This is a genomic window from Paraburkholderia sp. NPDC080076, assembly GCF_050281145.1.
Taxonomy (GTDB): Bacteria; Pseudomonadota; Gammaproteobacteria; order Burkholderiales; family Burkholderiaceae; genus Paraburkholderia.
The window spans coordinates 561,010-585,677 of record NZ_JBNNWQ010000001.1 but is presented as its reverse complement, the minus strand read 5'-3'; the positions used below and the strand labels follow the sequence as shown (position 1 = coordinate 585,677).

Annotated in this window: 21 protein-coding genes; 2 read left to right on the top strand and 19 right to left on the bottom strand. The window is 62.1% G+C overall.

Features of this window, described 5'->3' with window-relative positions; all coding sequences use genetic code 11:
* Positions 1 to 7: 7 nt before the first annotated feature.
* The 3 genes from ACQKRQ_RS02640 to ACQKRQ_RS02630 are packed head-to-tail and all read right to left on the bottom strand — an operon-like array spanning position 8 to position 1,209.
* Entirely contained in the window at positions 8 to 304 is a 297-nt protein-coding gene (locus ACQKRQ_RS02640; protein WP_427474922.1) for a 4Fe-4S dicluster domain-containing protein, read from the bottom strand.
* Between the two features lie 2 nt (positions 305 to 306).
* Positions 307 to 615, bottom strand: coding sequence for a hypothetical protein (locus ACQKRQ_RS02635; protein ID WP_132378165.1), 309 nt, complete (start codon positions 613 to 615; stop codon positions 307 to 309).
* Positions 616 to 627: 12 nt separating this feature from the next.
* A complete protein-coding gene (locus tag ACQKRQ_RS02630; protein ID WP_408280778.1) occupies positions 628 to 1,209 on the bottom strand; it encodes an RNA polymerase sigma factor in 582 nt (193 codons plus the stop codon).
* 151 nt (positions 1,210 to 1,360) lie between these two features.
* Between ACQKRQ_RS02630 and ACQKRQ_RS02625 the strand changes: the two genes are divergently transcribed.
* Entirely contained in the window at positions 1,361 to 1,612 is a 252-nt protein-coding gene (locus ACQKRQ_RS02625) for a hypothetical protein (RefSeq protein WP_007178046.1), read from the top strand.
* A 101-nt stretch (positions 1,613 to 1,713) separates the two neighbouring features.
* Here the strand turns inward: ACQKRQ_RS02625 and ACQKRQ_RS02620 are convergent, their stop codons facing one another.
* The 11 genes from ACQKRQ_RS02620 to ACQKRQ_RS02570 all read right to left on the bottom strand — a co-directional run bounded on the left by ACQKRQ_RS02620 (position 1,714) and on the right by ACQKRQ_RS02570 (position 15,862).
* Positions 1,714 to 2,922 carry an ABC transporter substrate-binding protein gene (locus tag ACQKRQ_RS02620; protein ID WP_408280775.1) on the bottom strand — a complete coding sequence of 403 codons (1,209 nt, stop codon included), beginning with the start codon at positions 2,920 to 2,922 and terminating at the stop codon, positions 1,714 to 1,716.
* Between the two features lie 70 nt (positions 2,923 to 2,992).
* Positions 2,993 to 6,601: a molybdopterin cofactor-binding domain-containing protein gene (locus tag ACQKRQ_RS02615; RefSeq protein WP_427474921.1), complete on the bottom strand. Its 3,609-nt coding sequence runs from the start codon at positions 6,599 to 6,601 to the stop codon at positions 2,993 to 2,995.
* Complete coding sequence (locus ACQKRQ_RS02610) at positions 6,598 to 7,116, bottom strand: (2Fe-2S)-binding protein (protein WP_427474920.1); 519 nt, start codon at positions 7,114 to 7,116, stop codon at positions 6,598 to 6,600. Before ACQKRQ_RS02610 ends, ACQKRQ_RS02615 begins: the two co-directional genes overlap by 4 nt.
* A gap of 31 nt (positions 7,117 to 7,147) precedes the next feature.
* Entirely contained in the window at positions 7,148 to 8,347 is a 1,200-nt protein-coding gene (locus ACQKRQ_RS02605; RefSeq protein WP_408429283.1) for an amidohydrolase family protein, read from the bottom strand.
* Positions 8,348 to 8,435: 88 nt separating this feature from the next.
* Positions 8,436 to 9,149: an ABC transporter ATP-binding protein gene (locus ACQKRQ_RS02600; RefSeq protein WP_310817780.1), complete on the bottom strand. Its 714-nt coding sequence runs from the start codon at positions 9,147 to 9,149 to the stop codon at positions 8,436 to 8,438.
* Positions 9,146 to 9,955 carry an ABC transporter ATP-binding protein gene (locus tag ACQKRQ_RS02595; protein ID WP_132378177.1) on the bottom strand — a complete coding sequence of 270 codons (810 nt, stop codon included), beginning with the start codon at positions 9,953 to 9,955 and terminating at the stop codon, positions 9,146 to 9,148. The genes ACQKRQ_RS02600 and ACQKRQ_RS02595 overlap by 4 nt, the downstream gene beginning before the upstream one ends.
* On the bottom strand, positions 9,952 to 11,892 hold the full coding sequence (locus ACQKRQ_RS02590; protein WP_427476056.1) for an ABC transporter permease: 1,941 nt from the start codon (positions 11,890 to 11,892) through the stop codon (positions 9,952 to 9,954). Before ACQKRQ_RS02590 ends, ACQKRQ_RS02595 begins: the two co-directional genes overlap by 4 nt.
* 181 nt (positions 11,893 to 12,073) lie before the next feature.
* Positions 12,074 to 12,658, bottom strand: coding sequence for an amino acid synthesis family protein (locus tag ACQKRQ_RS02585; RefSeq protein ID WP_427474919.1), 585 nt, complete (start codon positions 12,656 to 12,658; stop codon positions 12,074 to 12,076).
* 60 nt (positions 12,659 to 12,718) lie between these two features.
* Positions 12,719 to 13,309, bottom strand: coding sequence for an amino acid synthesis family protein (locus ACQKRQ_RS02580; protein WP_427474918.1), 591 nt, complete (start codon positions 13,307 to 13,309; stop codon positions 12,719 to 12,721).
* Entirely contained in the window at positions 13,285 to 14,220 is a 936-nt protein-coding gene (locus tag ACQKRQ_RS02575) for a UPF0280 family protein (protein WP_427474917.1), read from the bottom strand. Before ACQKRQ_RS02575 ends, ACQKRQ_RS02580 begins: the two co-directional genes overlap by 25 nt.
* Positions 14,221 to 14,269: 49 nt before the next feature.
* Positions 14,270 to 15,862, bottom strand: coding sequence for a 6-hydroxynicotinate reductase (locus tag ACQKRQ_RS02570; RefSeq protein ID WP_427474916.1), 1,593 nt, complete (start codon positions 15,860 to 15,862; stop codon positions 14,270 to 14,272).
* 375 nt (positions 15,863 to 16,237) lie between these two features.
* On the opposite strand from ACQKRQ_RS02570, the gene ACQKRQ_RS02565 reads away from it, so the two are divergent.
* A complete protein-coding gene (locus tag ACQKRQ_RS02565; RefSeq protein WP_427474915.1) occupies positions 16,238 to 16,960 on the top strand; it encodes a TetR family transcriptional regulator in 723 nt (240 codons plus the stop codon).
* A gap of 20 nt (positions 16,961 to 16,980) precedes the next feature.
* Here ACQKRQ_RS02565 and wecB read toward each other — a convergent pair whose 3' ends face one another.
* From wecB to ACQKRQ_RS02540, 5 genes are all read right to left on the bottom strand, one after another.
* Positions 16,981 to 18,084 (bottom strand): non-hydrolyzing UDP-N-acetylglucosamine 2-epimerase, encoded by a 1,104-nt coding sequence (gene wecB, locus ACQKRQ_RS02560; RefSeq protein WP_427474914.1) that lies wholly within the window; start codon positions 18,082 to 18,084, stop codon positions 16,981 to 16,983.
* 55 nt (positions 18,085 to 18,139) lie between these two features.
* Entirely contained in the window at positions 18,140 to 19,336 is a 1,197-nt protein-coding gene (locus tag ACQKRQ_RS02555) for a methyltransferase (RefSeq protein ID WP_427474913.1), read from the bottom strand.
* A 66-nt stretch (positions 19,337 to 19,402) separates the two neighbouring features.
* Positions 19,403 to 22,105: a glycosyltransferase gene (locus ACQKRQ_RS02550; RefSeq protein WP_427474912.1), complete on the bottom strand. Its 2,703-nt coding sequence runs from the start codon at positions 22,103 to 22,105 to the stop codon at positions 19,403 to 19,405.
* Between the two features lie 67 nt (positions 22,106 to 22,172).
* The gene (locus tag ACQKRQ_RS02545) at positions 22,173 to 23,543 is read right to left on the bottom strand and encodes an ABC transporter ATP-binding protein (protein WP_427474911.1); all 1,371 of its coding nucleotides are present in this window, start codon (positions 23,541 to 23,543) and stop codon (positions 22,173 to 22,175) included.
* Entirely contained in the window at positions 23,544 to 24,392 is an 849-nt protein-coding gene (locus ACQKRQ_RS02540; protein WP_427474910.1) for an ABC transporter permease, read from the bottom strand.
* Between the last annotated feature and the right edge of the window lie 276 nt (positions 24,393 to 24,668).

Below are 24,668 nucleotides of genomic sequence, written 5' to 3'. Positions count from 1 at the left end.
TGTGGCGCTATGTCGTTCTGGCCAGCTTGATCGCGCGTTCCGGGCACGCCGTCACGCACAGACCGCATGACCGGCAGGCGTGCGCGTTGGGCGTGTAGGCGACTTTCATTCCGTGCACGCGCAGCTTGAGGCGATGCATCAAATCGAGGCTGCGATAGTCGACCTCATCGATGCGCCGGATCTCAAACACCTTCTCGGGGCAGACCTCCAGGCAATCGCCCTTTCCCTCGCAACGTGTCAGGTCGACCACGGGTGCAATCACGCCCGGCTTCTGTTTGCACTCGGCCGGTGATGTCTCGCGCATGTTCAATCTCCCGTGCGCCGAGCGCGACCCGATCGCCACGCCGTCTGGAAATGCTCGCGTTCTTCGGGCGTCATCGCTTCCCATTTGCGCCAGCGACGCCGTTCCCGCCAGCCGCCGTGTCCGCGGAATCCGCCAAACAGGATGCGGCTCAAAACCAGCAAGCCCAACGCATGCGCGAAGTCGATCGCACGGGCGCCGACGAATAGCGCCGGAATCACCCAATTCCATAGAGTCATGACCACCCAGCCGAGCACGCCGATAGCGACCACCACAAGCAGTGCCTTACCCGCACATCTGATTCGAAAATTCATCCTTCGACTCCTCTAGATACCCAGTTCGTCATAAATGGCCTGCAGCCGGGCGCGCAGATGCAAGACCGCGTAGCGTTTGCGCGCGAGCAACGTATTGAGCGTGACGCCGCTTTCCGCCACCATGTCCTTGAAGGACCGGCCCTCCAGTTCGTGTGCGATAAATACCTCACGTTGATTCGCCGGCAGCTCATCGAGCGCATCCTGTAAGGCCTTGAGCAATAGAGCGCGCGCGTAGAGGGCTTCGGGACCCGCATCGTGCGCCGGCAGATCGAGGTCGAGGCGATACTCACTGTCGGCGTCGTCGCCAGCCGCGGACAGATCTGCCAGCGGCTGCTCTTTCTTCTTGCGAAAACGATCGACGATGCGATTGCGCGCGGCACGGAACAGCCACGCGCTCGCTTGTTCGATCGGAGCGGGAAGCCGGTAAGCCTGCACGAATTCGTGGAACACATCCTGCAGGATGTCCTCGGCATCGTCCGGGTCGCGTATTCGACGCCGGATAAAATTGACGAGCCTCGTGCGCTCACGCACCACGGTCGCGGTGATGTCGGTGTCTCGTTCGGTCATCGTGTGCGAAGTGAGTGGCGGTTCCATGCGCCTGAAGACGTTTCAGGCGCGTGAATATTGTGGCGCGCGCGAAAAATGTTTCCCGGAGCAACTGTGCAACAGGACTCGCGCCGCACATCTGGACGGCGTATGGTATTGGTAAGGGTTGGCGTGTGGTCCGGCCCGACGGGAGACGTCCATGAAGATACCTACCGTACGTGCCGGCGCGCATATCGAAGGCGTGCACTGGATCGCCGAGTACGCCGAAGACGTTCATGAGATTCGCGTCTTTCGCGAAGGCCAGGAAGTGGATGTGCACAACGCACCGTCCACTCTGTTCGGCGACGAGGAGAATGCGGGCTCCAAAAGCACCGCGGATCATCGCGCGGTCGAAGCCGCCGTGCTGGCTTATCTGAAACGATTCGTGATCGAGCACGACGCGGAGGAGTAATTCTCCGCCTATCGCCGTGCGTTGCCGTGCGTTGCCGTGCAGCGGCGGCGTATGTTGCTCTCCACACGCCTGCGGCGGCGCGCGCCGCAGGCGTCAAGACCTTACTCGGCAGGCCGCAGCTTCTTGACCTCGGCATCCGACGGCTGAACACTCGCGCCATCGATATACCGGTACGACGTCATCACGCCCTTGCCGTCCTTCAAACCCGTCACGCCGACATATGCGCCCATGGTCGACTGATTGTCCTGCGCGCGATAGCTGATCGGCCCAAACGGTGTATCCACACCAAGGCCCTTGAACGCGGCGGCGAGCTTGTCCGGATCGACCGACCCGGCCTTCTTGATCCCCGCCGCAATCGACATCAACGCCGAATAGCCCACCACCGACCCGAGCCGCGGATAGTCGTGATACTTGGCCTGATACGCATCGACGAACTTCTTGTTGGCCGCCGTATCGATCGAATACCACGGATAGCCCGTCACGATCCAGCCGGTCGGCGCTTCAGCGCCCAGCGGGTCGAGATAATCCGGCTCGCCCGTCAGCAGCGACACCACGCTGCGATCCTTGAAGAGCCCGCGCGTATTGCCCTCACGCACGAACTTGCCGAGGTCCGCGCCGAACAGCACGTTGAAGATCGCATCCGGCTTGGCGTCGGCGATTGCCTGCGTCACGGCGCCCGCATCGACGTTGCCGAGCGGTGTGGCCTGCTCGGCGACGAACTGCACGTCGGGCTGCGCCGCCGTCAGCAGCTTCTTGAAGGTCGCCACGGCCGATTGCCCGTACTCGTAGTTCGGATACACCAGCGCCCAGCGCTTCTTATGCAGCTTGGCCGCTTCCGGCACCAGCATTGCCACCTGCATATACGTGGAAGGCCGCAGACGGTACGTGTATTTGTTGCCATCGGCCCACACGATCTTGTCGGTCAGCGGTTCAGCGGCGAGGAAGAAAATCTTCTTCTGCTTCGCGAAGTCGGTCAGCGCAAGACCGGTGTTCGAGAGGAAGCCGCCGAACAGCAACTGCACCTGCTCGCGCGCGATCAGTTCCTGCGCGACGCGGATCGTGTCGCCCGGGTTGCCGTTGTCGTCGCGCGACACCACTTCGAGCTGTTTGCCGAGCACGCCGCCCGCGGCGTTCACCTGCTCGAGCGCGAGATTCCAGCCGTTCTTGTAAGGCCCGAGAAAGGCGGGCTGCGCCTTGTAGCTGTTGATCTCGCCGATCTTGATGGTCTGCTGTGCGCTCGCGCTCAAGGCGGCGAGCGAGAACAGCGTCGGCACCATGAGGCGAGAGATCCATCCTGCGCGCGTGGTCATGCGTTTCTCCGTTATCAAAAGGATTGCGGGAATGCGGTGATTGTTATCGAGCGTTCAAGCGGTTCGCGATTCAGTCGGCTCGCGGCGTTGCGCGAATCCGCGCGACGCTCGCCGTGACGTCCTGCCATGCCGGCTTGCCACCGGCGAATTGCTGACGCAGGTACGACACGAGTTCGGCGACCTGGGCGTCGTTGAAACTGTCGCGGTAAGCCGGCATCGTACCGAGTTCGGGCCGCGCAGGCGAGCCGATGCCGTCGAGAATCACGCGAATCAGGTTATCGGGCGTCGCGCTGTGCAGATTCGTGTTAAGCGCCAGCGAAGGATGCGCGCCGAACAATTGCGGCCCGCTGCCCGTGTGATGACAAGCAGCGCACGCGCCGTCGAAAAGCCGCGCGCCGAGCCCGGCAGGCGCGCCCGAGATCGCGCTGGCCTGTTCGTACTGACGCGCCACCGCTGCCGGATCGGCGTTCGGCTCCAACGGATTGAGCGACGCGAGATACGTGGCCATCGCCCGAATATCGCTGTCGGGCAGCGCCGCCAGATCGCCGACTACCGGCGCCATCGGCCCCGCCGCGACGCCGTGCAGCGGCGCGTGGCCGTTGCGCAGATAGCTGAAGAGTTCGTCCTCGCTCCAGGGCACGGGCGCGTTCGAGAGCGTCGACAACGCGGGCGCTTCCCAGCCGTCCGCCGTGCCGCCGCCCATGAACGCCGTGCCGGTTTTCTCGGCGCCGAAGGCGTTGCGCGGCGTGTGGCACGCGCTGCAGTGGCCGAGTCCGTTCACCAGGTACGCGCCGCGATTCCATTGCGCGCTTTGCGTCGCGCTGGCAGTGAAGGTTGTGCGTCCGAGAAACAAAGCGTTCCAGGCAAACATCAACGGACGCACGCTGAACGGATAGGCCAGCTTCGTTTCCGGCGGACGCGCGCGCACCGGCGTTTGCGCCATCAGGTAGGCGTAGAGCGCCTTCAGATCGTCGTCGGAGGTGTTCTGAAACGATGTGTACGGAAAGGCCGGATAGAGACGATGGCCATCGCGGCTGATGCCTTGCCGCATCGCCCGCACGAAGGCTTCGAGCGACCAGTTGCCGATGCCGGTCTGGCCGTCCGGCGTGATGTTGGTGCTGTACACGGTGCCGAAAGGCGTGTCGAGTGGTTTGCCGCCGGCGTTCGGCACGCCATTGTGCGCGGTATGGCAAACCGCGCAATTGCCGAGCGACGCCAGCAATTTGCCGCGCGCCACGAGATCCGGCGCAAACGCGCTCGCGAGCGGCGGCGTGATCGGTGCGATGGCGTGCGGCGCGAGCGACAACGCGCCGAGCCAACCCGCCGCGCCCGCTGCCAAAGCGCCGAGAAAACCAAACCGCCAGCGCTTTTTCTTGCGAGCCGCCGCCTCTTCGGCTTGAGCATCGGCAAGCGCGGCGCGGATCGTTTCCGGCGTGAACGGCGGCCGCCGAAACCGCACGCCCGTGGCATCGAAGAGCGCATTGGCAATCGCCGCCGCGCCGGGCAGCGACGCGGATTCGCCCGCGCCCATCGGCGGCTCGCCTTGGCGCGGCATCATCACCACGTCGATCACCGGTACTTCACGGAAGGTCAGGATCGGATACGCGCCCCACTCCTGGCTCGTCACCGCGTTCTCGCCGAACGTCACGCGCTCTTTCAGCGCACGGCTGGTCGTCTGGATCACGTTGCCGTGAATCTGATGACGCACGCCGTCGGGGTTCACCATCGTGCCGGTATCCTGGCCGACCACCACGCGCGTCACCGCGAGTTCGCCGCTCCTGCGGTTGACTTCGACATCGGCCACCCACGCGGACCATGCCGCGCCGAAGCCGGGGAATTTGCTATGCACGTAGCGGGCATATGCGATGCCGCGCCCGCGTGCGATGTCGCCTTCTTCATCGTTACGCTCGGCGTTGCGCGGTTCCCAACCGGCCTTTTCCGCCACCGCTTTCACGAGTTCGATCGCGCGTGGATCGGTCAAATGCTTCAGCCGAAACTCGACCGGATCGACGCCCGCTTCCGCCGCGAGTTCGTCGATGAAGGACTCGTGCGCGAACGTGTTCGGCAACGCGGACACCCCGCGCAACCACGACGCCCGCACGATCGGCGGCGTGTCGTCGCAGACGATGCGCATGGTGCGGTAGTCGTACGGCGGCACGGCCGTGCGGTCGCCCATTTCGAACACTTGTGGCTGCGCGGAGATCGTGCCGGTCAGGAGCAGCGCCAGCGTCGGCGCGTCGTTCGACGGATAGCGCGTCGCAAAGTCGTACGCGGCCAGTTCGCCCTCGGCATTCAACGCGCCGCGCACGTCCATCAATTGCGCGGCGCCTTTCGGCTCCCACGCGTGCTCGTCCTCGCGCGAGAGTTGCACACGCACCGGACTGCCGGCGGCGCGCGAGAGCAGCGCGGCGTCGGCGGCGACATCGTCCGCGCAATTGCGGCCGTAGCAGCCCGCCGCCTCCATCCGCACGATGTCGATGTGCGCTTCGTCCATGCCCATCAGCAGCGCGAGATCGGCGCGCAGCGAATGCGGATTCTGCGTGCCCGACCAGACCTTCAACGCGCCCTCGCGATAATCGGCCACCGCGCACGAAGGTCCAATCGACGCATGCATTTGAAACGGCCATACGTAGGTGCGTTTCAATGTGCGAGCGGGATCTTGCGCCAGTGCTGCATCCACATCGCCGTCGATCACCAGATCGCGCCGCTTCGCAGGATTCGCGCGCAGCGCCGCTTCCACTTCTTCGCTGGTTTCGAGCGACGGCAAACCGTCGATCGCTTTCCATTGCACGCGAAGCCGCTTCACGGCCTGCTGCGCGACTTCCTCACGTTCCGCCACGAGGCCGACGAAATCGCGAATCACCACCACCTTGACGATGCCGGGCAAATCGCTGATGGTGTCTTCATCCACCCGCAGCAGACTGTTGCCCATGAAGTCGCCCTGCGCAACGCCGGCGTACGGCGGCCGCACCACGCGGCCATGCAACATGCCCGGCACGCGCACGTCGTGTACGAAACTCAATTCGCCGGTGGCCTTCGCGGGAATATCGACGCGCGGCGCGCTCTTGCCGACGATCTTGTACGCGTCCGGTGATTTCAAAGGCGCGTCCGTGGCGAGCTGCAATTCGACACGTTTTCCGCTGATCAGCTCGCCGTAGCCAATGCCTTTCGTCGCCGTGCTGCTGTCGCTTTGATAGACGACACCATCACGCACGTCGAGTTGCTCGATGCTCACATTGAAGCGCGCCGCCGCTTCCTTGAGCAGAAACTGCCGCGCCTGCGCCGCAGCGTGCCTTAATGGCACCGCCGATATCTGAATCGTCGCACTGGCGATCGTCGGCCCCTGATTCGGCGCTTCACGCGTATGGCCGAGCACGATCGACACGCGCGTCAACGGCACATCCAGTTCTTCCGCGACGATCTGCGCGAGCGCCGTGCCGATGCCCGTGCCGAGGTCGACGTGACCATTGAACGCGACCACGCTGCCGTCGTCGCGCACTACGAGGAACATGTCCGCTTCGGTCGGCACGAACGATGAACGCGAGCCCGGCTGACCGATTGCCGGCTTCACCGGCGCTTGCGGCGGCCGCGTGACGATCAGCACGCTCTGCACGTCGTAGAGTTGCTGACGCGATGGCGGCGCGTTGCGTCGATCGACGCTGAAATCCGGTCCGGTCATGCGCGCGCTCCATCGTGCACGGCTGATTGCGCCGCCGCTTGAGCGGCGAGCAATTCAGCGGCGCGCTGCACCGCGCGCACGATCTCGACATGCGTGCCGCAGCGGCACAGATTGCGCGACAGCTCGCGCCGGATAGTCTCGACGCTCGGATGCGGATCGCGATCGAGCAGCGCCTTGGCTGTCATGATCATGCCGTTCAGGCAATAGCCGCATTGCGCGGCCTGTTCTTCGATGAACGCCTGCTGCACCGGATGCAACGCCGCCCGCGTGCCCAGTCCTTCGAGTGTGGTGATTTCGCGGCCTAACGCGACCTTCGCGGTGGTGACGCACGCGCGCGTCGGCATGCCGTCGAGCAGGACCGTGCATGCGCCGCATTCGCCGAGACCGCAGCCGAATTTCGGACCGTTCAGCGCGAGGTCGTTGCGCAGCAGGTAGAGCAAGGGTGTGTCGGCGGCGGCGCTGACGAGGTGCGTCGCGCCGTTCACGTTCAGCGTAAGAGGCGCCGGGCGGTTCATGTTCGTGCCGGCCTCGCTGTGCGATACGTGTTCACAGCACCACCGGCACTTCCGTGGCCGGTGGCGTATTGCGGCTGCGCCGGCAGCGGATCAAGCCGTCGATCATCACCATGCCCACGCCCGGAATATCGCCGAGCTGCACGCTTTCGAGCAACGTATCGGCCGCCGTGTGCTGCGCGCGGTCCATGAACACGAGGTCGGCGGGACGGCCCACTTCGATCAGCCCCTGGCGCAGATTGCGCTGACGCGCGGTGTTGCCGGTCGCGAAACAGAAAGCGATTTCCGCGGGCACGTCGGCGAGGCTCGAAATCAGCGCGATCATCCGCAAAATGCCGAGCGGTTGCACGCCGGAACCCGCAGGACTATCGGTGCCGAGAATGATCCGGTGCGGACACTTCAATTCGATCGCGTGACGCGCGGTCAGCAAGGCGATCCGTTCGTTGCCGTTGTGGACGATTTCCAGCGCGCGGCTCGACTGCTCGCACAGGTCGCAAACATGCCGGTAGGAGAGCGACGTGTGCCCGCCGTTGATGTGGCCGATCACGTCGGCGTCGGCGGCGAGCACCACGTCGCGATCGATCAGGCCCGAGCCGGGAATCGACGGACCGCCCGTGTGAATCGTGCTCTGAATGCCGTATTTGCGCGCCCACGCGACCATCTGCGCCGCTTCCTCGCCGCCCTTCACGCTGCCGAGACCGACTTCGCCGAGCAGCTTCACGCCCGCTTCCGAGAGTTCCTTGAAGTCCTCTTCGACCATGCCCTTTTCGATCACCGGCGCGCCCGCCATCACCTTGACGCCGCCGCCGACGCCCGCGCCGCGCATCCCTTCGAACGAGCGTTGCGCGGTTATCGCCAGCGCCTTCACACCGAGCACGTCTTTCGGGCGGCCGGGCAAATGCACTTCGCCGGCGGAAATCATCGTGGTGACGCCGCCGTTCAGATTGGATTCGATCCAGCCCATCTGATTCTGGCGCGGCGTCCAGTCGCCGAACACGGGATGCACATGCGAGTCGATCAAACCGGGCGCGACCGTCGTGCCTTTGCAATCGACCGTCGTGCGCGCGCCTTCGAGGTCGCAGTCCTTTTCGCGGCCGACCGCGACGATCACGCCGTCGTCGATCACAAGCGTGTCCGCGTCGAGAATCGGCTGATCGATGTCGCCCGATAACAGCAGCCCGATGTTCGTTATTGCGACCTTGCCCGACAAGCCTGTCAACGTCTCTGCTGCCATCTGCCTCTCCTTTCGCAACGCGAGTTTGGAACGACTACCCGGCGCCGCGAAGCGCGCCATTCAGTGCGCGCTGCGCTGTCCGGTGGAATCACACGCTCAGATAAGCGCGCCTCACTGTTTCGTTCTGTGCGAGTTCGCCGATCGTGCCGCTAAAGCGGATCTGCCCTTTTTCGAGCACATACGCGCGGTCGCTGACCAGCTCGGCGAAGTGCAGGTTTTGTTCGGACAACAGAATCGACAGCCCTTCGCGCTTCAGTTCGAGAATCATGTTCGCCATCTGTTCGACGATCACCGGCGCCACGCCTTCGGACGGTTCGTCGAGCAGCACCAGATACGGATTGCCCATCAGCGTGCGCGACACGGTGAGCATCTGCTGCTCGCCGCCGCTCATCTGGCCGCCCGGACGTTGCGGCATTTCGCCGAGATTGGGAAAGAGGCGAAACAGTTTTTCCGGCGTCCATTGCGGCGCGCCGTCGCGCGGCGGCTGGCGGCCCGTGTCGAGATTTTCCATCACGGTCAGATCCGCGAACACGCGCCGATCTTCGGGCACGAAACCCATGCCCATGCGTGCGATCTTGTACGGCGGCAACGCCGTAATGTTCTGCCCACGAAAATTCACTTCGCCCTGACGGCGCGGCAGCAAACCCATCACCGCTTTCATCGTGGTGGATTTGCCTGCACCGTTGCGGCCCATCAACGCCACGACTTCGCCTCGCCCAACTTCGAGGCCGACGTCGAACAGAATGTGCGCACGGCCGTAGAACGCGTTGAGGCCGGAGACTTTCAGCATCGGCTCGCTCATTGCAGCGCTCCTTGACCTTGATGGCCGCCCGCCGCCTCGTGCAGCGGCGCGTGCGGCTGGAACGTCTTGCCGGTGCCGAAATAGACTTCCTGTACACGCGGGTCGTTGCGGATCGTGTCGGCGTCGCCCTCGGCGATCAGCTTGCCGCGCGCGAGCACGATCAGGCGATCGGCGTACGCGAATACGACGTCCATGCTGTGCTCGGTAAACAGCACGCCGATCTTGTGTTCGGTGACAAGACGCTTGGTCAGCGCCATCAATTCATTGCGCTCCTTCGGCGCCATGCCGGCGGTGGGTTCATCCATCAGCAGCAGCTTCGGGCGGTTGGCGAGCGCGATCGCGAGTTCGACGCGCTTCACGTCGCCATACGCGAGCACGCCGCAAGCGCGGTTTGCATCCGCGGCCATGCCAACCTGGTCGAGCAGCGCGAGGGCTTCATCGGCATAGCGCGAGCCCGCGGATTGCCATAGACCGAAGGTTTTGCGTTCGCGCGAGACCAACGCCATCTGCACGTTCTCGATCACGGTCATGGAATTGAAGGTCGCGGCGATCTGAAACGTGCGGCCCACGCCCAGCCGCCAGATGTCGCGCGGACGCATGCCGACCAGCTCTTGACCGTCGAGACGAATCGATCCGGACGAAGGCGGCAACTGTCCGTTGACCATGTTGAAACAGGTCGATTTGCCCGCGCCGTTCGGTCCGAGCAAGGCCAGCAATTGCCCGGCTTCGAGATCGAACGAGACATCGTCGACCGCCTTGAGGCCGCCGAACGATTTGGAGAGACCGGCGACGCGCAGCAAGCTCATAGCCCCTCCTTGATCGCGGTACGTTGGGAGGGCGAGACGGCGGTCTGTTCCGCCTGATCGGCGCTGTCGTCGCCGAAACGCTCGCGAATGAAGCCGACGATTCCCTGCGGAAACGCGATCACCAGCAACAAAATCGCGAAGCCCAACAGCGCCTGCCAATAGTCGGTTTGCCGCGCGACCGTGTCTTGCAGCCACGTGAACACGGCCGCGCCCACAATCGGCCCGGTGAGTGTCTGCAAGCCGCCGAGCAGCACCATGACGAGGCCGTCCACTGAACGGCTCACGCTGATCACTTCCGGCGAGATCGTGCCCTTGGAAAACGCATACAGCGATCCGGCGAGCCCGCAGAACAGCGATGCGATCACGAACGCGGCCCATTGCACGCGCTTCACGTCGATGCCGATCGCTTCGGCGCGCAGCACGGAGTCACGCGACGCGCGCATCGCGTAGCCGAGCGGCGAAAATAGCATCTTGCGCAACAACCACACGCCGATCACGGCGCAGACGAGCGTCACGTAATAGAAGGCCACCGGCGAGGACAACCAGTTCGACGGCCACAACCCGAGAATGCCGTTGCTGCCGCCCGTCACGTCGTCCCACTGGAACACGACCGACCAGACGATCTGCGCGAACGCGAGCGTCAGCATCGCGAGATAGACGCCGGAGAGCCGCACGCAGAACCAGCCGAACACCAGCGCGCCGGCCACCGCCAATAGCGGTCCGAGCAGCAAGGCGGCTTCCATCGGCAGATTCAGCACTTTGAGGAACAGCGCGGCGCCGTATGCGCCCAATCCGAAGTACGCGGCGTGGCCGAACGAATGCATGCCGCCCGGTCCCATGATGAAATGCAGGCTCGTTGCAAACAGCACGGCGATCAGGATTTCGACCAGCAGCACGGGCATGTACGGAAACGCGTTGGCCGCCAACGGCGCCAGCACAAGAACGAGCAAGGCGATGGCGGCCAGCCACTTGAGCCGTTTGCCCGCCGGCCGCAAAGGCGTTTCCGGCGCCGCCATGCCGCGCACCGCGGCGCTCGCGCGGCCGAGCAAACCCCAAGGACGCACCACCAGCACGACCGCCATCACGACAAACTCGGCGACGAGCGTAAACCGGCTCAGCGACAACCCGACGCCGAAGATCGTCACATGCCCGATGCCGATGCACAGCGCCTTGATCTCCGCGATGATCAGCGCGGCAATGAACGCACCCGGGATCGAGCCCATGCCGCCGACCACCACCACCACGAACGCGTTGCCGATCGTCTCCAGATCCAGCGACAGATTCGCCGACATGCGCGGCCCTTGCAGCGCGCCGCCTAACCCAGCGAGAAACGCGCCGACGAAAAACACACCGGTAAACAGCCACGCCTGATTGATGCCGAGCGCGCCGAGCATCTCGCGATCCTGCGTCGCGGCGCGCACCAGCGTGCCCCAACGCGTGCGTGTCAGCGCGTACCAGAGCAGCAGCAACACCACCGGCCCGATCACGATCAACGCGATGTCGTAGGTGGGCAGCGGATGGCCGAGGAAATCGACCGCGCCCGCCAGATGCGGCGCACGCGGTCCGAACAGGTCTTCCGGGCCCCACAGCCACAGCGCGGCATCGCGAAAGATCAACACCAGCGCAAATGTGGCGAGCAGATGAAACAGCTCGGGCGCCTGGTAGATGCGCCGCAGGACGACCATCTCGACCAGCGCGCCCAGTACCGCGACCACCAGCGCCGCTGCCAGCACCGACAACCAGAAGCCGCCCGCCGTATGTCCAAACCGGCTCGCTATGCTGTACGCGACATACATGCCGAACATATAGAACGAGCCGTGCGCAAAGTTGACGATGCGCGTCACGCCGAAGATCAGCGACAAACCGGCGGCGACGAGAAACAGCGTCGACGCATCGGCGAGTCCGTTGACCAGCTGTACCAGCAAATTCGAAAGCATCGCGACCCTTGGCAGTTTGCTGAACGGCGAAGGCGCGGCTTTGGCGCCTTCAACGCGATCGGCAGACATTGCAGCGCGTGCGGCACCATGCGCGCACGCGTCAACGGCAGGACAATACAATACGCCCCGAAGAAAGTCCCTTAGGTCATTCGGAGCGCCGGCGAAATCGCCTCAAGTACACTCAGCGCAAACCGTCTTCGCCTTTGATCTCGCTCACCTGCAAGCCGCCGATGCGCGGCAGCGGCCGCCCCGACGCCGTCACCGCGACGGCCACGACGATTTCGTTCGCACGCGGCGCGTCCGACACGCGCGCTTCGATCGCATCGAAATGGCTGCGCACGAAGGCGGCGTCTTTATGGCCGAGCGGCACGTCGATCGCGGTGCCGAGCGTGCCCATCTTCTTCGCCGACGGGACCAGCGCCGCGCCCTTCTCAACCGCCACCCGCAGCGGCGCGCCGAGCTTGGGATGCAAAATCGCCGCGGCATGTTCCAGTTCGCCCGCCTCGCCGACGATGGCGGCCTTGCCGTAGCTTTGCGCCTCGCCCGGCGCGATGCCCAGCGCTTGAACACACTCGTTGCCGAGCAGCGCGCCCAACTCTTCGCCCGCTTCGATCAGCGCGTCGAGTTCGGCCTCGTAACGGCCGGCATAGGGATTGTCGATCACCGCGATCGCGACCGCGCGGCGCGCCGGCGGCTCGACGGCCTGGCCCATTTCAATGCGTGTTTCATCCACTTGCACGACCAGCTTGCGAAGCTTGATTGCCATTTCGCTCTCCGAGTTTCGATGCCTGCTCTGCGTGATCTCACTGCGCCAACCAGGCGCCGCTCAGCGCAATCCGTCCTTGCCCACGATCGCCTCTTTCGCGAGGCCGCCGACGCGCGCATGCACGCGCTGCCCCGTGCTCATCACGAGGATATACACCAGTTCATCGGCGGCGGGCGCGCCGGGCACGCGTACTTCGATCGCGTCGAAATGGCTGCGCACGTAGCTCGCGTTGACGTTCGTGAGCGGCACGTCGAGCGCGGTGGACGGCGCGCCGACCTTCTTGGTGGACGGCACGATGGCGTTGGTGGGCACGCCATTCTTCTCCAGCAACTCACGCATCGCGTAGCCGCCGGGAACATGCCACAACGCACCATGTTCAAGTTCGCCGCGAGCGCCGACAATCGCGCCCTTGCCGTAACTCTCGATCGACGCATGCGGCACCGCCATCGCCGCCAGCAACCGTTGCGCCATATCGAAGCCGATCGGCTTGAGCGCTTCCATCGCGTGCTCGATTTTCGCCTCGTAGCGGCCGGCGAACGGGTTCGTCATTACCGCGGCAATCGCGCCGCGTCTGAGCGGCTGCGCGGGCGCGGGGCCGAACTCGTGGAAGATATCTTCGACGTGCGTCAGCACGCGGCGTATTTCGAACACGGAGCCTCCGTTGTGATCTGCGCGCGCTGCGTGTGCAGCCCGCCTGTGTCGTGAATACCGGCCACGCGCACCCGCCCTTGCAGGAATAGCGCGGCGCCTTCGATCAAGCCTCGTTCGAGCAGACGCTGCGCGGCTTCGACTCCACGCGACAGCGCAAAGTCGATCAGCGGCTGCGGCAAGGACGGCACGTCGACGGTGACGAGCATATCGCCAAGGTCGCTATCGTCTTTCAACGACGAAGCCGGACGCCGCAGAATACCGGCATGTTCCAGATCGACGGCGTTGGCGATCATGGTCGCGGCGGCGTCGGCGGCGGCGTTGCGCGCGAGCACGGTGACGCTGTCGGCGATGCCGAGGCTGAAGCTGCGGCCGCGCCAGCCGCTCGTCGCAATGCCGCGAATGGGTACGCTGGCGTCGAGCGTCAGATTGGCGTCGAGCGCCTGATCACGCGACAGCCGCACGGGTGAAAACGACGCGAGGTCTGCGAACACGCCGACGCGGTATTGCTGCCCTTCCGTCAGATAGAGCGCGATATCGCCGCCGTTGTTGATGAAGGCGCGCGCGATGCCTTCGCGTGCGAACGCCGTGATCAGTTCATCGGCAACGCTTCCCGCGACCGCGGCCATCGGCGTGATGTAGCGCGCGCGGTGAGGATGACAGGCCGACCACATACGGCGGGCAACCGCGCCTTGCAATTCACTGTCGTCCAACGCGGCTTCGGCCGGTACCGGTTGACGCAGGCGCTTCAGTTCACCGACCAACTCCGGCAACACGTCGACAAAGCGTGCCCAGCACGCCTCATACGCGGCCTGCACCGCCTGGGGCGTGCCGTCCGCGCTGAGAATCAGATCGATCGGCCCATGCTGCCAATGCCAGCGGGTCGCATCGAGTCGGGTGCGAGTGGGGTTCATTGTTTCGGTCGCGTTCGTTGCGGTCGTTACATTAGCGCGGTCGGCGCGGTCAGCCAGGCATCGGCGGCATGGCGGGCGGCCACGGGTTGTCGGGATTGCGCGGCAGCGTACGTCGCGCGAGCGGCGCGCCCTCCGTATGTTCCGGCCCGTTCGCGAGCACGCTCTCCAATGACCGCACCGCGTCGAGATGACCGCCGAGATCGCGATAGGCGTCGTACGTCATGGTGAACTCGATCGGCGCGACGATCGCGGGCGTCGGCACCGTGCCGAACGAACGGTCGGGCATGCGTGAGACATCGACCATCACGGTGATCCCGCCGCCCGGCCACACATAAGCCGGCGCGCCGCCGCAGGTCACGTTGACCAGCTTCTGTTTAATCGCGCGCGTGAGCAGCACCGGATTCTCCGTGGCGCCCGCGCGCAGACTGCCGCCCGCGCCGCCGAGAAACAGCACCGTGGCGAGCGAAGGCTCGCAATTCTCGCCGATCCGCTCGACGGTGTGGCGCACCGCGTCCGGCATCGCCGTGATGCGCGGCACGAGATCCTGATCCAGTTCGTACCACTGCGCGTGCTCGCCGGTGGTCGACACCATCAGGAGGCGCATGCCGGGTTTGGCGACGGCGGGATCGAAGCCTTCGACGATCGCGAGCGGGTCCTGAATGTCGGTGCCGCCCCAGCCGGTGCCCGGATTCGCCACCTGAAAATAACGGCCCGGCGTCGACTTGCGTCCGCGAATCTTCACACCTGAACGCGTCATGCCGAGACAACGTCCGGCCTGATGTTCGGTGAGCACACCGGTAATGTGATCGTCGACGACCACCACTTCGTCGGCATGGCCGAACCATTGCTTCGCGAAGATGCCGATGGTGGCCGACCCGCAGCCCACGCGCATGCGCTGTTCCTCGACGCCGTCGACGATCGGCGCCGCGCCCGCGCGAATTACCAGACTCGCGCCGCCGTCGATGCTCAACTCCACCGCTTCCTTGTTGCCGAGCGCGAGCATCATGTCGCACGTCACGCGGCCTTCTTTCTTGCTGCCGCCGGTCAGATGATGCACGCCGCCGAGACTCAGCATCTGCGAGCCGTATTCGGCCGTCGTCACATGGCCGACGATTTCGCCGTGACAACGCACGTTCGATTGCTCCGGCCCGAGGAAGCGGTCGGTGTCGATCTTCACCTTGAAACTGCAATAGCTGAAGATGCCTTCCGTGACGACCGTGATCATGTCGACGTCGTCGAGCTTCGAGGCGACGATAAAAGGCGCGGGCTTGTAGTCGGGATAGGTGGAGGAAGCGCCGACGCCGGTCACGAACAACGCCTGTTCGGCCGCGGGGTCATGCACTTCGGAAGAGGCGCCGAATTCGATCGCGGCGTTCGCTTCGGACGTTGACGGCGCGCGCGACAGGAACACCACCGGATCGACACGAATCAACCGCCCATCCGCGTTCGCATAACGATCGCACGCTCCGGTGCGCCCTTCGGATATCTGGCACAGCACCGGGCAGGCATTGCATTCGATCTTGTTCGACGCCATCCGCTCACTGCGGGGCGCCGCCTTCTCGAGCACGGTCGGACCCGGCGTCGAGGCGGTTTCGCCGTCGACGCTGTCCGCACCGAAATCGACCTTCGTATGTTCTGTCATGGTGGGGTTCCCATACGACGACATTACAATCGGTCCCGCTCCGGCTGACGAATAGTGCCTGTTTACCGGCACTTTCGCGTGATCCGCCGACTTCCATGTTGCGGTCACTCACCGTTCGTGTAGTATCCGCTACACCAAACTCGTTAGAAATCTACTCGATCAATTTAGTCTGCGCAACGTATTTACCGGCGTGCGCGTGATTGGTGCAATGCCACATTGCCGTGTGGGTCACGCTTCAATCTACGCCGAAGTGAATGATCGCGCTGCGCATGCCGCAGCAGTCCATGCGGGCTGTATGATGAAGGCGCGTCCGTGCCTTGGCCGGCTGCGGCGCATGCCGTTCAACCTGACGCTAACAAGAGATCCGAGACCGCCATGAGTCCCACCGCCGCCCGCAAGCCGGGCGCTACCGGCATCCGTGCGAAACAGGCGCAGGACACGCGCGCCAAGATTCTGAAAGCGGCCATCAAGGTCTTTGCCAAGCAGGGCTATGCGAGCGGACGCGTGGAAAGTATTTCGAAGGCGGCGCGCTCGCACGATCGCATGATTTACTACTACTTCGGCAGCAAGGAACAACTGTTCGTCGAAGTTCTGGAAACCATCTATACGCAATTCAACGAAGCGGAAAGCAAGCTCGATCTCGATCTGGCTGATCCCGTGCATGGGCTCGAACAGATGGTCGAATTCGTCTGGCAGTATTACCTCGATCATCCCGAGTTCGTCACGCTGCTCTCCAGCGAGAATCTGCACCAGGGCAAGCACGCGAAGAAATCGTTGAAGCTGAAGGAGATTTCCGGCTACGCGATTTCGGTGGTGCAAAAGTTACTGGACGCGGGCCAGGCGCAGCACGTCTTTCGTGCGGACGTCAAAGCGCGCGATGTCTATCTGATGATCGCGTCGCTTGGTTATTTCTATAACGCCAATCAATACACGTTGGGCGCGTTTCTCGGCGAGCCGATGATGGACAAGGCGGCGCTCGCGCATTGGCGCGAGGTCATCAAGGATACGGTGTTGCGCGCGGTGCGGTCGAGCTCGCCGGTGGCAGGAGAAGTGGCGGCGCTTGCGGTGAATGAGGCGAGCCAGAATAGCGAGGCGTAGCGCTTCACCGCAAGACGGCGTTACACCTGAAAATGGTCTCTCAACACGCTTACGATTCTCCCGGACGCCAGGCCGTCACCGTAAGGCGACACGCCGCGCGCCATACGCTTGTATTCGGACGGGTCATCGAGCAGCCGTTGCGTGTTCGAGACAATGTCGGCGTAGTCGGTGCCCACGAGCTTCACGACATCATGCGCCACCGCTTCAGGGCGCTCTGTCTCGCGCCGCAGGACGAGCACCGGTTTGCCGAGCGCGGGCGCCTCTTCCTGCACGCCGCCGGAGTCGGTCAGGATCAGATAGGCCCGCTTCATCGCGGCAACGAACGGCAAATAATCCAGAGGTTCGCACAGCGTGATTCGCGGATGGTTGTCGAGATGGGCGTATGCGGTCTCACGCACGTTCGGATTCGGATGAACGGGATAGAGGATATGGACGTCGGGATTGTCGTCGGCGATCGTCTTGATCGCTCGCAGGATGTTCTGAAACGCCGCGCCGAAATTCTCGCGACGGTGCGACGTCACCAGAATCAGCCGGCTGTCCCCCTTGAACGGCGCCGCGCCGTCGCATCGACCGGCCACTTCCAGCAAGGCGTCAATGACCGTGTTGCCGGTGACGAACACGCTCGCCGCATCAATGCCCTCTGTGAGAAGGTTCTGTTTCGCGGTCTCCGTCGGTGCGAAATGCCAGCGCGCGAGCCGGCTTGCAACCACACGATTCATTTCTTCCGGAAACGGATTTGAAAGATCGCCCGTTCTCAGCCCGGCTTCGACATGTGCGACCGGCACGCGCCGGTAAAAGGAGGCGAGCGCCGCCGTCAGTACGGTGGTCGTGTCGCCCTGCGCGAGCAGCACGTCGGGCTGTTCGGCGGCAAGCACTTCATCCAGCCGAACCATGAGCCGCGAAGTCAGCATGGGTAGAGACTGGTTGGGCTGCATGATGTCGAGGTCGATATCGGCTTTGATCTCGAACAGACGCAACACCTGATCGAGCATGCCGCGATGCTGCGCCGTTGCGAGAACGCGGCAGTCCGCCCATTCCTCGCGCTGTAACTGTTTTACGAGCGGCGCCATTTTCACCGCTTCAGGACGAGTTCCGATAGTGACGATGATCTTAGGTTTTTTCACAGCGTGTTCCGAAATTGGACTTGGTAAAGGGTAGGCAACTGCTTTCTATCGGGCCTTAACGCAGCCGTGTCCTACAGAGGAACCGGCGGATCGCACTTGTGAACCGCCACGTCTTCGAGCGCAGCATCGTGTCCATTTGCCGCTCGACGTCGTCCGCGCGTGCTCGGACTTCGACCAGGAGCCTCGCGTAACGCTCGCCTTCGATCTGCAACCTTTCGATGCGCGCATGAAGCGAGACAGTCTCCGCAGACAGGGCGCCACATTCCTGCTTCACTGCCTCGATTGTGTGCTCGCGCTCGGTGATTGCCTGCTTCAATTCGCCGACTGTCTGGTCCCGCTCGGTGATTGCCTGGTCCAATTCGGCGAGCGCTTGATCCCGCTCGGCGAGTGTCTCTTGCGACCGCGTCAGTTTCTCCTTCGCTGTGTCGCGTTCCGCGCATACATCCCGCAGCGCCCTTTCTGTCGACTGGAGAAGCGCGTTTGTCGCAGCTTGTTCGCTATGAGTTTGAGCGAGCTGCGACGCAAACTGCTGCCTGTCCGAGGCGTGCTGTTGGGCAATACTTTGACTACGCTCTTGCGCGAACGCTTCGTAGGTGTCGTCGCCGATAAAGAAATTGCGCAGATCGGGCTGGGTGTCTCCGAGCGCCGAGAGCCGCGCGTAGACGACCAATATCTGCTTCCCATTCCAATAGTTGATATTGATTTTCGCCGCATCGACGACGCGGCAAGCGACGGCAGCGAAACCGGGCACCGGGCAGACGGGAATGTTGTCCAGGTCAAACGTGAAGAAATGCTCGGGAATCCGGTCATATTCCTGAAACGGCAGAAGCAGAACCAGAAAGCGCTTCGTATGCTCCGCGAGGCGTGCGACGACTTCGAACGGGTTATCGAAATGTTCCAGCGTGTTCGACGAAAAAATAACGTCGTAGTCGTCCAGCTCGTCGAGCGACTGTGCTTTGAAACGCCCATGCGGAAACGAGGCTTGAGCCTTCTCGATCGCCACTTCCGAAATATCGACTCCTGTGATGGAGATCACGCCGAGCCATTTGCCCAGTTCATCGACCCCCTGCCCTTCCGCGCAACCCCAGTCGCAGATAGTCCATTGCTCCCGCAACACCAGGTACTTGAACCAGTCCGGCATCAGCTTGGCTGCAACCGTCGCGAAGAATCGCGTTTGTCCATGTCCGCCGGCAGAGACCCAGTCAGTCGAGAAACGATGGTCCCAGTATTGCTTTGAGTTGATGTCTGTCATAAGAAGGCTTGTCGGTCTGTCCATTCCATCGGATGCGTGAGCGTTCGCGATAGGCACCATAGATACCTAGTCGACAGCGAGCGTGCTTTCGATGACTTCGCGCCAGCGGTTTTCCCATTCCTTCTTTGCAAACGCGGCCGAGGACTCGAGTCCGTGCGCAGCAAGTCTGGCGAGCCTGGTTCGATCACCGGCCAGTTCCTCGATAGCGGCAGCAAGCTCGATATAGTCCGCACGGATGAGCTTGCCGTTATAGCCATCGACGATCAGATTCGGCAGTCCGCCGACGCTGGTCGCGATGACTGCGTTATTGGTCGCCAGAGCCTCGATGCAGGAGAGCGATGTTCCTTCCGAATACATGGTCGGCACCAGCACGATATGGCTATCGACATAGGCTTTGTACATGTCCTCCATGTCATATTCGATCCACGTCACTTTGTGTGGATGACGCGCCATGAACGCTTTCACCGCTTCCGCATCGCGGTCGATTGCCTGACCGCACAGGACCAGGCGGATATCCGAGCGCCGCGAAAACAAAACATCGAACGCGTTGATGGTCAGATAGAGACCTCGCGCTTCATAAAGCCGGCGCGGCAGGAGAACGCATAACTCCTCTGTTTCGAAGTTCTTCGGATTGCTCCTGAAACACTCGAGATCGACGTAGTTCGGGACGTACTTCAGCGTATTGGCGAGAGCCCAGTCATAGGTTCGGAGCCAGTTGATAAAGTTCGTATCGACACAGACGCATTGGTCACTGTTGCGAAGTGCGCGGAACAGCGTTTCGTAGCGTCCCCGGTCAAACGTCGCCAGGTTATTGGACGCCCCGTCCCAATGGATGCCGTGGTTGATCGAGATGACGCGCTTGTTTTTTCCAAGCGACGCGGCAAGTTCGGTCGGCGACGCGATAATGAGATCGACGTCCGCGCAGAACTCAGCGTATTTGCTCGACATCCTGTCGAAATCAAAGTTGTCCACGGCGTGAATCCCCACGACCTTGACGCCCCGAAATTCGCGCTCGAAAGGCACTAGCGCATTTTGCAGGAGGCGAACCTCGCAGCCCATGCCACGGAGCACGACTGCGAGGTCGTAGACGTAGCGTTCCGCCCCGCCCTTATAGACGGTTTCGCCGTTCCAGTCGAAGAAATTGACATTGACGATGTCTACTTTCACTGTGCGCTGCGCGGACGTGGCCATCAGCTTCGCAACGTTCCTGGCGTTGACCTGTCTGAGCAACGGCGCGTGAAGCACTGGCCAGGCATGCGCACGCGCGACCTCCGCGGAGGTCTCGGTATACGCGGTCGACCACTGCCCGCTGGCAACCGCATCCACGAAGTCGATTCCCGAGGCGACGATGATGGCGTGTTCGTATTCCCGGATGGTCCGGGTCGGCGTTCCGATCACCGGCTTCCCCGCGGCCAGATACTCGAACAGCTTAAGCGGCGAAACGGGGTCGGTTTTCTCGCTAACGATGAACGGCACGATGCCGACATCGATCCAGGCGAGATAGTGCTTCAGTTCGGCATACGGTTTCGGGCCGAGGTGAATGAAATTGTCGAACGTCTTCAGACGCGCCATGCGCTCCTGAACCTCGTCGCCATATTGCGGTTCGAAAGCGACGACGGGACCGACGAACAGCAGCACCATATCGTTGAGTCGCACGATTTCGTCGAGCAAATCGAAATCGAGCAGTTCGGAAATTGCGCCGTGGTAGCCGACAACCCGCCGGTTCGCCGCCATCTCGTACAGCTTCGCGGGCACGTCGCATCGCTCGCGCTCGCCGTGAATGAAGTCTTCCGGATAGACGCCGTTTTCCAGCAGCAGCGCATTCGTGACCTTCGCGCGGTTCGCTTCGTACAGTGGATTCGACGAGAACAGGCAGACATTCGCTATCTGCAGCAAGACCTCATGATCGCAGCGCATGACGTCGGAATAGTTCGCGAAGACGGTCAGGTCATCGAGAACATCGTAGATCGTCAATGCAGAGCGGCAAATATCAGCGACGTACTTGAAGCCCGGCCAATGGAGATAGAGCGTGACCGGTTCGTTCTGGAAATAGCCGAGGAAATCCTCGACCATATTGGAAACGTACAGGTTTTTTGCCTTGGGCTGGACAACGGGATATAGGCCGCCGAACTCCAGCATCACGCACAGGTAGCCCGCTTTTGCGAACTCGGCCATGATGTGGTCGGGACGCTGTTTGAGCGAAAGATCATAGGCGACCGGGCACAGTACGACGCCCCGACGGTCGGGATGGGTCGCGAGCAGGCGGCTGATCTGGTGCCTTCTTTGTTTCGACGGGTCCTTGGCGTAGTTCCCAAAGTACGCCGCCTGGGCGCGCGTGTGGGCTTCGTAGCCTCCGCTAGTTATGGGCACAACGTCCGTCGTGGCAATCTGTTGCATGGGAACGCCAGCACCGGTCGGCATCCTGCAGCGCGCCGCCAACGCGTAAGCCGCGTTGGCGATCCGTCGCATTGGCGCGGTCAACTTCCACGAACTGCTTTCGAATACTTCGCTGAGGCTGCCCTGTACCCGCTCGCGCTCTCGAACCTCGAGCAACAGTTCGCTCGACACCTCGTTCAGCGAGCGCTTGAGACTGTGGATTTCCGACAACGCGTCCGACAACCGCTTCGCAAGCGTATAGCGATCTCTGCGCGCGAGACGCTGCTCCTCGGCAATCTGATTGTGTTGCCTGATAAGAGCATCCGCGTCGGAGATCGAAGCGCTCAGCTTCGCGACCGATGCGTGGGTTTGTCTGCGCACTACGTCTAGCATTGTTTCTTGTCCGTCCATGGCCAACCTCTCGAGTCGCCGTTATTGCCAATTTCTCTTTCCGATGCCGTCATTGCCTGTCTAGAGGCATTTCTTCCACGCGTATTTTTTCTGTGATGTCCGGCAGGAACAGCCCGTATCGATCGCTTTCAACATAGGAAGAGAAATAACAGGCGCCCTCGATGTACTCGTAGTACTGCGGCACGGCCGCAGACCGGTCTTCAAGCGCCGCCACGAGCAGATATCGGCCGGTGTTGAGCTGGTTTCTCAGGCAAAACTCGATTTCGAACTCGCTGCCGTCGAAATCGAAGTCAATGCCTTTCTCGTCGTGTGTGGTTCGGACGATCAGATCCGTGCCTTTTGTATCCTTGATGGAGAAGGCCACACTCAGGGCACGTCGATCGACGCCTTCGGGGAGTTGGATCGCCAAACGGACGATCATCGGCTCGAATGCCGTGAACACGCTCTGGCGACGGCAGGCCGAGTCCAGGACCTGGGCCGACACGATCGATCCGATATGCGTCCCCCAGTGATTAATGGGCTCCTCATTGGCGCTCGAGGCGAGCGGCCTCGCGCTTTCCGTGATCTGATCGCTTTGCTTCGCTTCTTCATCATGACCGGCCGCGCTGTCTGCCGACTGACTGGAAATTCCGATTGCCTCGCTTTCGCCAAGTCCTTCGGACATGAACTGCGTGTATTGCGCGGTAACGGCGAACGCGTTGCCCTCCATCCGAACCCGTCCACCATCGAGCCAGACGGCGCGCTCGCACAAGGTTCGCACCGAGCCGACGTCATGCGACACGAAAAGAATCGTGACGCCCGATTCCTTGAGCTCCCTGATCTTGTTGAAGCATTTCGCCTGGAAGCGCGCGTCGCCCACGGCAAGGGCTTCGTCGATGATCAAGACCGCGGGGTCGACGTGAATGGCTACGGCAAACGCGAGCCGCACATACATGCCGCTCGAATAGGTTTTGACCGGCTGATCGATGAAATCGCCGATTTCCGCGAACTGCTCGATGCTGGCGAATTTTCGTTCGATCTGTTCCGCCGTCATTCCCAGCATGGCGGCGTTCAGATAGACGTTCTCCCGACCGGAAAACTCCAGGTTGAAACCGGCTCCCAATTCGAGCAATGCGGCCACGCGGCCGTTGATCGCGATATCGCCCGCGGTGGGTCGCAGTGTTCCGCAAATGATCTGCAAAAGTGTGGACTTGCCGGAGCCGTTGCGCCCGATGATGCCGACCGTCTCGCCACGAGTCACCGAAAGCGATACATCCCGAAGCGCCCAGAATTCCCTGGAATACCTGGTGCGTTTGGGGAAGACGATATGCTTGAGACGGTCGAGCGGCGTGTCGTATATGTCGAAGCGCTTCGAGGCATGTGTTACCTGAATCGTGGTTTCAGGTTCGCCAACTTGATTCAATTCCATGAGCACCAGCATTTACAGAACGTCCGCGAATCCTTCGCGTGTCTTCTGGAACCAGGCCAGACAGATCCACGCGAAACCGATGCTGCATAGCAGATAGATCGCTATCCCGGCGAAGTCGGGCAACTGGCCCGCGATCATGACCGCCCGCGCCTGCTCGATGATGAAAGTCAATGGGTTGGCCAGAATGAGCGCCCTGAAAGTGGGCGTCAAAGTATTGAGGGCATAAAAAACCGGCGACAGGAACATCAACATGGATGAAAGCAGCGCCGTGAGATACGTCAGGTCACGCACGTAGACGCCGGTGGCGGCGAACAGCCAACCCACCCCCACGCCGACTAAAGCGAGTGGAATGAAGAGGGCCGGTAAAAACACGATCGTCCACTGAAGCTTGCCGTAGACGCACAGTGCGAAGACAATCCAGACGGCAAAACTCGTCAGGAAGTGAAACGCCGCCGAGGCCACCGCAATCCACGGCAGGATCTCGAGCGGAAAGACGACCTTCGTCACGTAGTTGGCATGGGTCGTGATAATGTTCGGCGCTCTATTCAGGCACTCAGCGAAGAAATTGAAAAGAATGAGCCCTGCGAACAGGATCACGGCGAACTGAAAACTGTTGTCGGTTCCAGGCCAGCGCGATTTCAAAAGTGTGCCGAAAACAACCGTATACATTGCGAGCATGATTAACGGCTGAGCAATGGACCACGTCAGTCCCATCACCGACCCGCGATATCGGCTCAGTATGTCCCGTTTGGTCAGCGCGACAATCAGATGGCGTTGCTGCCAGGGAAGTAAAAAGAGAGAACTAAAATGGGCACGAGGATGGGATTCCTCGCGGCCATCATGTTTATAGGTAAAGCTCATATTGGCAGATCGCCTTGAACAGCGCCGGCTGGTTTAAAGGTCAACGAAGCGGTCAACGACGGGGCGAAACATACGGCGTCAAATGAAACCCACCAAGATTCCGCCAGTCGCCCGCCGGAGCCTGCCCCATTGCTCTTGATAAGTCCTACGGACCAGCCAAACCCGCGCGAACGAGTATCACTATCTTAAAGCGATTAAATCCACATCTAAAATATGCAAAAGATTAATAACCTCGAATTGACCAACATTCATATTATTATCGAATTTGGTCGGCAA

Excerpts from the sequence above, each read along its gene's own strand:
- ACQKRQ_RS02640 (WP_427474922.1), bottom strand. The coding sequence starts at position 304 with ATGCGCGAGACATCACCGGCCGAGTGCAAACAGAAGCCGGGCGTGATT.
- ACQKRQ_RS02635 (WP_132378165.1), bottom strand. The coding sequence starts at position 615 with ATGAATTTTCGAATCAGATGTGCGGGTAAGGCACTGCTTGTGGTGGTC.
- ACQKRQ_RS02630 (WP_408280778.1), bottom strand. The coding sequence starts at position 1,209 with ATGGAACCGCCACTCACTTCGCACACGATGACCGAACGAGACACCGAC.
- ACQKRQ_RS02625 (WP_007178046.1), top strand. The coding sequence starts at position 1,361 with ATGAAGATACCTACCGTACGTGCCGGCGCGCATATCGAAGGCGTGCAC.
- ACQKRQ_RS02620 (WP_408280775.1), bottom strand. The coding sequence starts at position 2,922 with ATGACCACGCGCGCAGGATGGATCTCTCGCCTCATGGTGCCGACGCTG.
- ACQKRQ_RS02615 (WP_427474921.1), bottom strand. The coding sequence starts at position 6,601 with ATGACCGGACCGGATTTCAGCGTCGATCGACGCAACGCGCCGCCATCG.
- ACQKRQ_RS02610 (WP_427474920.1), bottom strand. The coding sequence starts at position 7,116 with ATGAACCGCCCGGCGCCTCTTACGCTGAACGTGAACGGCGCGACGCAC.
- ACQKRQ_RS02605 (WP_408429283.1), bottom strand. The coding sequence starts at position 8,347 with ATGGCAGCAGAGACGTTGACAGGCTTGTCGGGCAAGGTCGCAATAACG.
- ACQKRQ_RS02600 (WP_310817780.1), bottom strand. The coding sequence starts at position 9,149 with ATGAGCGAGCCGATGCTGAAAGTCTCCGGCCTCAACGCGTTCTACGGC.
- ACQKRQ_RS02595 (WP_132378177.1), bottom strand. The coding sequence starts at position 9,955 with ATGAGCTTGCTGCGCGTCGCCGGTCTCTCCAAATCGTTCGGCGGCCTC.
- ACQKRQ_RS02590 (WP_427476056.1), bottom strand. The coding sequence starts at position 11,892 with ATGCTTTCGAATTTGCTGGTACAGCTGGTCAACGGACTCGCCGATGCG.
- ACQKRQ_RS02585 (WP_427474919.1), bottom strand. The coding sequence starts at position 12,658 with ATGGCAATCAAGCTTCGCAAGCTGGTCGTGCAAGTGGATGAAACACGC.
- ACQKRQ_RS02575 (WP_427474917.1), bottom strand. The coding sequence starts at position 14,220 with ATGAACCCCACTCGCACCCGACTCGATGCGACCCGCTGGCATTGGCAG.
- ACQKRQ_RS02570 (WP_427474916.1), bottom strand. The coding sequence starts at position 15,862 with ATGACAGAACATACGAAGGTCGATTTCGGTGCGGACAGCGTCGACGGC.
- ACQKRQ_RS02565 (WP_427474915.1), top strand. The coding sequence starts at position 16,238 with ATGAGTCCCACCGCCGCCCGCAAGCCGGGCGCTACCGGCATCCGTGCG.
- ACQKRQ_RS02555 (WP_427474913.1), bottom strand. The coding sequence starts at position 19,336 with ATGACAGACATCAACTCAAAGCAATACTGGGACCATCGTTTCTCGACT.
- ACQKRQ_RS02550 (WP_427474912.1), bottom strand. The coding sequence starts at position 22,105 with ATGCTAGACGTAGTGCGCAGACAAACCCACGCATCGGTCGCGAAGCTG.
- ACQKRQ_RS02545 (WP_427474911.1), bottom strand. The coding sequence starts at position 23,543 with ATGCTGGTGCTCATGGAATTGAATCAAGTTGGCGAACCTGAAACCACG.
- ACQKRQ_RS02540 (WP_427474910.1), bottom strand. The coding sequence starts at position 24,392 with ATGAGCTTTACCTATAAACATGATGGCCGCGAGGAATCCCATCCTCGT.